The sequence below is a fragment of the Caulobacter sp. P1_D6 genome (genome assembly GCF_056406095.1).
Window position 1 is genome coordinate 67,883 of record NZ_JBFUAW010000028.1, and the last position, 8,944, is coordinate 76,826.

Consider the following 8,944-nt stretch of genomic DNA (forward strand, 5'->3'; position numbering starts at 1 on the left):
ACCGTCCTCCCCCTTCGGTCGCGCCTGCAGGTGATTGTCGATGAGTGAAACCATGACCAGAGAGCGCGGGCGCCCTCGGCCATTCCGATCCGGGGTCTCCCTGCTGGCGTTGAGCCTGGCGGGCCTGGCCGTGGCCGGATGCGTGAACACCCCGCGCCCGACGCCGAACACCCAGTTGCCGGCCGCCTACGAGGCGCCCGCCGGCGCGGCCCAGGCGGACCTGGACCACTGGTGGACCAGCTTCAACGATCCGCAGCTGACCCAGCTGATCGAGACGGCCCTGGAAAAGGCGCCCGACGCCCGCACCGCCGCCGCGCGGCTGGAAGAGGCGCGCGCCGTCCGCAAGGGCCAGGTGCGCCAGATCTGGATCCCCGGCACGCCCCTGACCGGCAGCGCCAGCAAGACCCACACCGAGATCCTCGACAGCAGCGGCGCCGCCGGTTTCACCCAGGGCGGCGACAGCGAGAACTACGCGGCCAATTTCGACGTGTCGTGGGAGTTGGACCTGTTCGGCCGCAAGCGCGCCGGCATGCGGGTGGTCGACAACGACTTCGCCGCCGCCCGCTTCGCCTACGAAGGCGCCCGCGCCTCGCTGGCCGCCAATGTCGCCCAGTCCTACTTCGAGGCGCGCGGCCTGGCCGTGCAGCTGGACGACGCCCGCCAGACCGAGCGCATCAACACCTCGCTGCGCGACTTCTCGACCAAGAAGGCCAACGCCGGCCTGATCGCCACTTCCGAAGCCGACCGCGCCGAGGCCGACCTGGCCGACACCCAGGCCCGGGTCGCCAACCTGGAAGCCCAGCTGGGCGCGGCGCGCCGCAGCCTGCTGATCCTGGTCGGACGCGGGACCGATCCGCTGGCCAGCCTGCCGGTCGACGCCCAGCTGGACCTGGCGCCGGCCGTGCCCACCACGATCCCCGGCGAACTGCTGGGCCGCCGTCCGGACGTGCGCGAGGCCCAGGCCCGCCTGGCTTCCGCCTCCGGCAATCTGAAGCTCAACGAGCTGGCCCTGCTGCCGACCTTCAACATCACGCCCGGCGCGGGCCTGACCAAGAGCGTCCAGCCATCGTTCCCGTTCGCGGGCGGCGGTGGCGGCGGCAAGACCTCGACCAGCAGCTCGGCCTGGACGATCGGCGCCAACGTCTCGATCCCGGTGCTGAACATCCCGGCCCTGCTGGCCGATATCGACGCCCAGGACGCCCGCACCCAGCAGGCCGCCATCGCCTACGAAAAGGCGATCCAGACCGCCTACGGCGAGGCCGAGAACGCCATGCTGCAGCTGGCCGCCGACCAGCGTCGCGTCGCCCTGCTGACCGCCGGCGTGGCCCGGGCCGAACGCGCCTACGAGGCCAACCGCAAGGGCTACGGCCTGGGCCTGATCGACCTGACCACCACCCTGCAGGCCGAGCAGTCCTGGCGCCTGTCGCGCACCGTCCTGACCAGCGCCCGCACCGACGCCCTGCTGCACGCCGTCCAGACCTACAAGGCGCTCGGCGGCGGCTGGTCGCCAAATCTCGCCGAAAATGGCTCTGCCCCGACCCAAGTTTCCTCGAAATGAGACCCTCCCCCATGACGACCCGCACCGCGCTCGCCGCCATGATCCTGATCGCCGCGACGGGCCTGACCGCCTGCGGCGAGAAGAAGGACAAAGCCGCTCCCAAGACCCCCGCCGCCGCCCTGGCTCGCACCGTCAGCATCGGCTCCGTCGAGACCCGGCCGCTGGGCGGCGGGGTCGAGGCCTCGGGCCTGCTGGTCTCGCGCGAGGAGGCCGCCGTCGGCTCCGAGCTCTCCGGCTACCGGGTCGCCCGCCTCTATGCCGACGAGGGCGACTATGTCCGGGCCGGCCAGCCCCTGGCCCAGCTGGACGACACCCTGCTGCGGGCCCAGGTCGAACAGCAGGCCGCTGTCACCGCCCAGTCCCAGGCCGAGGCCAAGCGCGTCGCCGGCCTCGACGGCCAGGGCGTGATCAGCCAGGAGCAGATCGAGACCCGCCGCTACCAGGCCAAGGCCCAGGAAGCGGCGCTCAAGGAGATCCGCACCCGCGTCTCGCGCATGACCATCACCGCCCCGGTCGGCGGCCTGGTCCTGCAGCGCGGCGTGCAGCCGGGCCAGATCGCCGGCGGCGGGACCACGCCCTGGTTCACCATCGCCCGCGACGGCCTGGTCGAGCTGGACGCCGAGGTCAACGAAGCCGACCTGGCGGGCATCCGCGCCGGCCAGCCGGCCCAGGTCAGCCTGCCCAGCGGCCAGTCGGTGTCGGGCGTCGTGCGCCTGGTCAGCCCGCGGGTCGACAGCGCCAGCCGCCTGGGCAAGGTGCGCGTGCGCCTGCCCGTCCGTCCCGACCTGCGCCCCGGCGGCTTCGGCCGCGCCACCTTCGGCGCCTCGGGCACGTCGGTGACGGCCATCCCCGAAGCCGCGATCCGCTACGAGGCCGACGGCCTGTTCGTCATGACCGTCGACAGCAACAACCGCGCCCACCAGACCCCCGTGAAGGTCGGCCAGAAGGGCGGCGGCTGGGCTCAACTGGTCCAGGGCCCGCCGGCCGGAACCCGCGTGGTGCTGGGCGGCGCGTCGTTCGTGGCGGACGGCGACACCGTTCGTCCCGCCGCCGCCCAGCAGGCCGCCCGCTGATGGCTAGCGAGCAAAAGCCTGGCCAGGAGAAGACTGGCGAACTGAAGATCTCCGCCTGGGCGATCAAGAACCCGATCCCCGTCGCGGTCCTGTTCATCGCCCTGATCATCGCCGGGATCGGCTGCTACATGGGCCTGCCCATCAAGCAGTTCCCCAACGTCGAATTCCCGGCCGTGACCGTGACGGTCACCCAGAGCGGCGCCGCGCCCGGCGAGATGGAGACCCAGGTCACCCGTCCCATCGAGGACGCGATCGCCAGCATCTCCAACGTCAAGACCATCCGCTCGTCTGTGGTCCAGGGCGCCTCGACCACCACCATCGAGTTCGAGCTGGGCGAAGACCTGCAGAAGGTCACCGACGAGGTGCGCTCCAAGGTCGACCAGACCCGCTCGCAGCTGCCCCGCGAGGTCGACGAGCCGATCGTCCAGCGCCTGGAGATCACCAGCGCCCCGATCATCACGTACGCCGTCTCGGCCCCGAACATGAGCGCGACCGAGCTGTCGTGGTTCATCGACGACACCGTCACCCGCTCGCTGCAGGGCGAAAAGGGCGTGGCCCAGGTGGCCCGGGTCGGCGGCGTGGATCGCGAGATCAACGTCGTCATCGATCCCGACCGCATGGCCAGCTTCGGCGTCACCGCGCCCCAGTTGAACCAGGCCCTCGCCAGCTTCAGCGTCGACGCCCCCGGCGGCCGCGCCAAGATCGGCGGCCGCGAACAGACCCTGCGCGTGCTGGGCGCGGCCACCACGGTCGAGCAGCTGCGCCAGATCACCATCCCCATCGCCGGCGGCCGCTATGTGAAGCTGACCGACGTGGCCCAGGTCGGCCAGGGCTCGGAAGAAGAGCGCGGCTTCGCCCGCCTCGACGGCAAGCCCGTGGTCGCCTTCCAGGTGATGAAGACCCGCGATTCCAGCGACGTCGCCGTCGAGGACAACGTCAAGAAGGCCGTGGAGGCCCTGCAGGCCAAGCAGCCGGGCGTGACGTTCGTGAAGATCTTCTCGACCGTCGACGAGACCCGCGCCAGCTTCGCGGCCACCGAGCACACCCTGCTGGAAGGCATGCTGCTGGCCTCGCTGGTGGTGTTCCTGTTCCTGCGCGAATGGCGGGCCACCCTGATCACGGCCATCGCCATGCCGGTGTCGCTGATCCCGACCTTCGCCTTCATGTCGATCATGGGCTTCTCGCTCAACGTCGTGACCCTGCTGGCCCTGACCCTGGTCATCGGCATCCTGGTCGACGACGCCGTAGTCGAGATCGAGAACATCGAGAAACGCGTCGCCCGCGGCCAGAGGCCGTTCGCGGCGGCGATGGAAGGGGCCGACGCCATCGGCCTGGCCGTCGTGGCCACGACCTTCACCATCGTGGCGGTGTTCGTGCCGGTGTCGTACATGCCCGGCACGCCCGGCCAGTTCTTCAAGGAGTTCGGCCTGACCGTCGCCGTGGCGGTGCTGTTCTCGCTGGTGGTCGCCCGCCTGCTGACGCCGCTGCTGGCCGCCTACTTCCTCAAGCCGGCCAAGCACGCCCACGAGCGCCCCCCGTTCAAGGGCTTCTATCGCGGCGTGCTGGACTGGTCGCTGGACCACCGGATCCTGGCGCTGATCATCGGCACTCTGATCCTGATCGGCTCGTTCGCCCTGGTGCCGTTCATCCCCACGGCCTTCCAGCCGGCCGCCAACGCCAACTTCTACTATCTGAAGGTCCAGGGCCCGCCCGGCGCGACCACGGCCGACATGAACCGCACCGTCCAGTCGGTGACCACCATGTTCCGCAAGCGTCCGGAAACCGCCCACGTCTTCGCCCAGGTCGGGTCGAACATCGGCAGCGGCTGGGGCGGCCAGAGCGGGGCCGACATCCGTGACGCCACCATCACCATCGTGCTGAACGGCAAGCGCGACCTGACCGTGACGGAGATCAAGCAGGCGGTCCGCGAGGGCCTGCGCCAGATCCCCGACGCCCGGGTCAACCTGCTGGGCGACTGGGGCACCTCGGACGTCCAGACCATCCTCACCGCCGAGGACGGACCCTTGCTGGAACGCACGGCCTTCCAGGTCGAGCGCGAGATGCGAGGCCTGAGCACGGTCGCCGATCCCCGTCCCTCCTCGCCGCCCAGCGGTCCGGAGATCGTCATCCGGCCCAAGGCCGACGAGGCCGCCCGCCTGGGCGTCAGCGCCGCCGACATCGCCGCCATCGCCCGCGTGGCCACGGTGGGCGATATCGACGCCAACGTCGCCAAGATGACCCAGGGCGAGCGCCGGATCCCGATCCGCGTGCGCCTGCCGGCCGAGACCCGCGCCGACCTCAACGCCCTGGGCGCCCTGCGCATCCCCACGGCCGGCGGCGGCTCGACCCGGCTCGACACCGTCGCCGACCTGTCGTTCCAGGCGGGTCCGGCCAAGATCGACCGCTTCGCCCGCAAGCGTCAGCTGACCATCGAGGCCGACCTCAACAACGGAGCCCAGCTGGGCCAGGCGATGACCGACGTCGGCAACCTGCCCACGATGAAGAAGCTGCCGGCCGGCGTCACGCCGGCCACGGCCGGCGACCAGGAGGCGTTCGTCGAGCTGTTCACCGGCTTCGCCATCGCCCTGCTCTCGGCCGTGGGCCTGGTGTTCGGCGTGCTGGTGCTGCTGTTCCGCAGCTTCTTCAAACCGATCACCATCCTGTCGGCCCTGCCCCTGGCGATCGGCGGGGCGTTCCTGGCCCTGCTGGTCACGGGCCAGTCGCTGTCGATGCCGTCGCTGATCGGCTTCCTGATGCTGATGGGCCTGGCGGCCAAGAACTCGATCCTGCTGGTCGAGTACGCCATCGAGCAGGAACGGGCCGGCATGAGCCAGCGCGAGGCGATCGTCGACGCCTGCCACGAGCGGGCCCGGCCGATCGTCATGACCACCCTGGCGATGATGGCCGGCATGTTGCCCACCGCGCTCGGCATCGGCACCGGCTCGGAGTTCCGCCAGCCGATGGCCGTGGCGGTGATCGGCGGACTGATCACCTCGACCGTGCTGTCCCTGGTGCTGGTGCCGGTGGTCTACGAGATCGTCGACGACATCGAGCACTGGCTGACCCCCAAGCTCTCGCGCATGACCACCCCGCGCGAGGCCAACGGGGCGACGCTGTCGCCGGTCGACCGGCTGTGACTTCAGGCGTCGTCCGTCCGTTCGCGGCGGGCGACGCCGCGGCCGTGCTGGCGCTGATCCTGTCGATCCAGCGCGGCGAGTTCGGCCTGGCGATCACCGCCGCCGACCAGCCGGACCTGGCCGACGTGCCTGGCTTCTACCAGACCGGCGCGGGGCAGTTCTGGGTGGCCGAGCGCAAGGGCGCGCTGGTCGGCACGATCGGGCTCAGGGACATCGGCCCCCAGGAAAATGGGAGGCGCGCGCTGGCCCTGCGCAAGATGTTCGTCGGCCCCGAGGCTCGCGGCGCCGTGGGCGTCGCCGGACCGCTGCTGGCGACGGCGATCGGCCATGCCCGGGCCCGCGACGTGGCCGAGATTTGGCTGGGCACGACCGACCGTTTCCAGGCCGCGCATCGGTTCTACGAAAAGCACGGCTTCGCCCGCGTGGAGCCCGAAGCCCTGCCGGACGCCTTCCCGCGCATGGCGGTCGATACGGTCTTCTACCGCCTGACGCTCTAACGCTTGCCGCTGTCGAGCAGCGAGCCCAGCTCTGGAGCGTCCTTGGCCTTGGCGCTGATCGGCTCGCACCAGGGGAAGCGGTTGTCACGACCGTCGCTGCGGCGACTGGCCAGACCCGTCTCATACATCTGCTGACCCAGGTCGACGCCGTCGAGGCTGACCTGGGCCAGTTCGCGATGGAACTCGTCGAAGCCCTCGGTCGGCTGGACGGTCACCTCGCGCGCCTCGTGCATGCGGGACCGCACCCATTCGGTGGCCTGCTTGGCCGCCGAGGCCTCGGCCCAGCAGCGGGCGTCGGGCACGCCTTGCGGCGCATAGGCGTTGGCCAGGCGCACGTGCTTGCCGTCGATCACCAGGGCGTCGGCGCTGAGCACGCGCACGCGGTCGCCCAGGCCCGGCGGCGGCAGGATGGAGGCCGGCGGTTCAGGCGTCCGCTCGCAAGCGGCCAGGCCGACCGCCAACAGCGACAAGAGGACAAGCTTGGTACGGATCAAGAGAGCACCCCGATTTCGCCGCCAGGATAACGTGTTCTCGCAAGGTCGGGAACCTGCCCGGCCCGCTAGGCCGGCGTGACCGCGCCGAACAGCTTGTCGGCGAACAGGTCCAGGGTCTTCTGCGACAGACTGGTGTTGTTGAGGATCACCACGGTGGCCCGGGTGTCGAAGCGATGGCCCAGCACCGAGCGGTAGCCGGCGGTGTTGCCGGTCTCCCAGCCGGCCGGATAGGGCTTGCCGTCCACCCACAGGGTGCGGATCCGCCCGCCCAGGGCGTAGTTGTCGCTGGCCACCTCGACGGTCCGCAGCTCCGTCTGCGAGGCCGGCGTCAGGAAGCCGGTGTCGAAGATCGCGTGGGCGGCCTTCATCAGGTCCGAGGCGGTGCTGAAATAGCCCCCGGCGGCGGCCATGTACGGCAGGCGGTTGTTGGGCCGCCGCGCGGGCGGGACGGCGGTGGCGTAGCCCACGGCGACGCCGGGCAGGGTCGCGGTCGCCGTGCTGGCGTCGGTGGCCTTCAGGCCCAGCCGGTCCAGGGTGATCTCCCGCATGGCGTCCTGATAGGGACGGCCGGTCGCCGCCTCGATCACCGCGATCACCAGGATCCAGTTGGTCAGCACGTAGTCGAAGCGTGTTCCCGGCTCGAACGCCAGGTCGCCCTGGCAGAACCGCTTCACCGCCTCGCCGGTCGGCAGGTCGGTGGTCAGCAGGCTGGGATCGGCCTTCAGGGCCGGGGTGAAGCCGTTGGGCACGCCGCTGGAGTTCGACAGCAGCCGGCGCAAGGTGACCTTGGCGCCGGTGTCGGCGCGATAGTCGGGCAGCCAGGTGGTGATCGGCGCGTCCAGCGACAGCTTGCCCGCCTCGACCAGCTTCAGCACCGTGACCGAGGTCAGCCACTTGGAGATCGAGGCGATGGCGTAGATCGTGTCGACCGTGGCCGGCTTGGCCGCCTCGATATCGGCCATGCCGAAGGCGCGGGCATAGGTCGGCTTGCCGGCCTTGCCCAGCATCACCACGCCGTTGAAGCCCTGGTCCTTAACGAAGGCGTCGACCAGCGGGTTGTCGCGGCCCAGGGGCCTGGCGAAGGCCGCGTCGGGAGCCAGGGCCAGGCCGGCGGCGGCCAGCAGGACGTCGCGTCGATCGAACATGGAGGTCCCCAGTCGGGCCTCCAGGCGAGACCTTGGTCAAGCTAGGGGCTGGTTCTGGCGGGGTCACCTTAAGGTGTCGTAATGCCGACGGGCTTGGGGCACTAGGCGTCGTTGACCCAAGGGTTGACGCTTTCGCTGCCGCCTCGGGCCAGTCGCTGCAGGATGTTTCGGGCCAGGACATCGACACGCTCTTCCTGTTCGCCCGCGGTCGGCCCCTTCGCCACCTTCTCGAGTTGGGGCTTCAGCGCCAATGTCAGCGACTTTGACTCCGCGACCACGCAGATGCCGATCCAGTACTTCCAGAGGTCGTCGTCGGTCTCGAAGATCGGTCGGATGTGCGGCGCCAAGGGCGCTCCGATCGAAGCGAGGAAAGGCCGCAAGGCCTGAGCAACCGGCCAGTTCAGGTCCTGCATCCAAGTGAGCAGTTCGGGGAGCAACGGCTCGACCGCCGGGTAGCCCCGCTCGATCACCCGCGCCACGGCATGCAGGTCCAGCTTATCCTGGGGCAGCAGAGCGGCGAGATCATCCGTCATGGTCGAGCTCTATCACCCCGCCGGCGATGACGACCAGATGCCTCCGCCCCCTCGCCACGACAGACCGCGAAGCGGTCAGGTGGGGGCAAGGGGGTGAGCCCCCAAAGCAAAAGGCCCCGGAGTTTCCTCCGGGGCCTTCGCTTGGATCAGCTGTAGTCAGAAAGCCGAGAACTACTCGACGATCTTGGCCACGACGCCGGCGCCGACGGTGCGGCCGCCTTCGCGGATGGCGAAGCGCAGGCCTTGGTCCATGGCGATCGGGGTGATCAGCTCGACGTCCAGCTCGGCGTTATCGCCCGGCATGATCATTTCCACGCCTTCGCGCAGCTTGATGATCCCGGTCACGTCCGTGGTGCGGAAGTAGAACTGCGGGCGGTAGTTGGTGAAGAACGGGGTGTGACGGCCGCCTTCTTCCTTGGTCAGGATGTAGGCTTCGGCCACGAACTTGGTGTGCGGGGTGATCGAACCGGGCTTGCACAGCACTTGGCCGCGCTCGACGTCTTCGCG

The 8,944-nt window shown here is 70.1% G+C and carries 8 protein-coding genes; 4 read left to right on the forward strand and 4 right to left on the reverse strand.

All coding sequences use genetic code 11. The annotated features are described in order from the left end of the window. Positions 1-52: 52 nt before the first annotated feature. Genes AC1DYP_RS16455 through AC1DYP_RS16470 form a run of 4 tightly spaced genes read left to right on the forward strand, consistent with a single transcriptional unit; the run spans position 53 to position 6,265 of the window. Positions 53-1,558 carry an efflux transporter outer membrane subunit gene (locus AC1DYP_RS16455; RefSeq protein WP_477047236.1) on the forward strand — a complete coding sequence of 502 codons (1,506 nt, stop codon included), beginning with the start codon at positions 53-55 and terminating at the stop codon, positions 1,556-1,558. Then, on the forward strand, positions 1,555-2,631 hold the full coding sequence (locus AC1DYP_RS16460; protein ID WP_477047237.1) for an efflux RND transporter periplasmic adaptor subunit: 1,077 nt from the start codon (positions 1,555-1,557) through the stop codon (positions 2,629-2,631). Before AC1DYP_RS16455 ends, AC1DYP_RS16460 begins: the two co-directional genes overlap by 4 nt. After that, entirely contained in the window at positions 2,631-5,768 is a 3,138-nt protein-coding gene (locus AC1DYP_RS16465) for an efflux RND transporter permease subunit (protein WP_477047238.1), read from the forward strand. Before AC1DYP_RS16460 ends, AC1DYP_RS16465 begins: the two co-directional genes overlap by 1 nt. Next, the gene (locus AC1DYP_RS16470) at positions 5,765-6,265 is read left to right on the forward strand and encodes a GNAT family N-acetyltransferase (protein WP_477047239.1); all 501 of its coding nucleotides are present in this window, start codon (positions 5,765-5,767) and stop codon (positions 6,263-6,265) included. The genes AC1DYP_RS16465 and AC1DYP_RS16470 overlap by 4 nt, the downstream gene beginning before the upstream one ends. On the opposite strand, the gene AC1DYP_RS16475 is transcribed toward AC1DYP_RS16470, so the two are convergent. The 4 genes from AC1DYP_RS16475 to AC1DYP_RS16490 all read right to left on the reverse strand — a co-directional run. Further along, positions 6,262-6,759 carry a thermonuclease family protein gene (locus tag AC1DYP_RS16475; RefSeq protein ID WP_477047240.1) on the reverse strand — a complete coding sequence of 166 codons (498 nt, stop codon included), beginning with the start codon at positions 6,757-6,759 and terminating at the stop codon, positions 6,262-6,264. The two genes, AC1DYP_RS16470 and AC1DYP_RS16475, sit on opposite strands and share 4 nt — an antisense overlap. Before the next feature lie 65 nt (positions 6,760-6,824). Next, the gene (locus AC1DYP_RS16480) at positions 6,825-7,904 is read right to left on the reverse strand and encodes a serine hydrolase domain-containing protein (protein ID WP_477047241.1); all 1,080 of its coding nucleotides are present in this window, start codon (positions 7,902-7,904) and stop codon (positions 6,825-6,827) included. Between the two features lie 101 nt (positions 7,905-8,005). After that, positions 8,006-8,437 carry a DUF5071 domain-containing protein gene (locus AC1DYP_RS16485; RefSeq protein WP_477047242.1) on the reverse strand — a complete coding sequence of 144 codons (432 nt, stop codon included), beginning with the start codon at positions 8,435-8,437 and terminating at the stop codon, positions 8,006-8,008. 171 nt (positions 8,438-8,608) lie between these two features. Continuing rightward, the coding region (locus AC1DYP_RS16490) for an EF-Tu C-terminal domain-related protein (RefSeq protein ID WP_477047243.1) at positions 8,609-8,944 on the reverse strand (336 nt) is incomplete at its 5' end.

What these genes read in the sequence shown, in the direction of transcription:
- AC1DYP_RS16455 (WP_477047236.1), top strand. Translation starts at nt 53, where the DNA reads ATGACCAGAGAGCGCGGGCGCCCTCGGCCATTCCGATCCGGGGTCTCC.
- AC1DYP_RS16460 (WP_477047237.1), top strand. Translation starts at nt 1,555, where the DNA reads ATGAGACCCTCCCCCATGACGACCCGCACCGCGCTCGCCGCCATGATC.
- AC1DYP_RS16465 (WP_477047238.1), top strand. Translation starts at nt 2,631, where the DNA reads ATGGCTAGCGAGCAAAAGCCTGGCCAGGAGAAGACTGGCGAACTGAAG.
- AC1DYP_RS16480 (WP_477047241.1), bottom strand. Translation starts at nt 7,904, where the DNA reads ATGTTCGATCGACGCGACGTCCTGCTGGCCGCCGCCGGCCTGGCCCTG.
- AC1DYP_RS16485 (WP_477047242.1), bottom strand. Translation starts at nt 8,437, where the DNA reads ATGACGGATGATCTCGCCGCTCTGCTGCCCCAGGATAAGCTGGACCTG.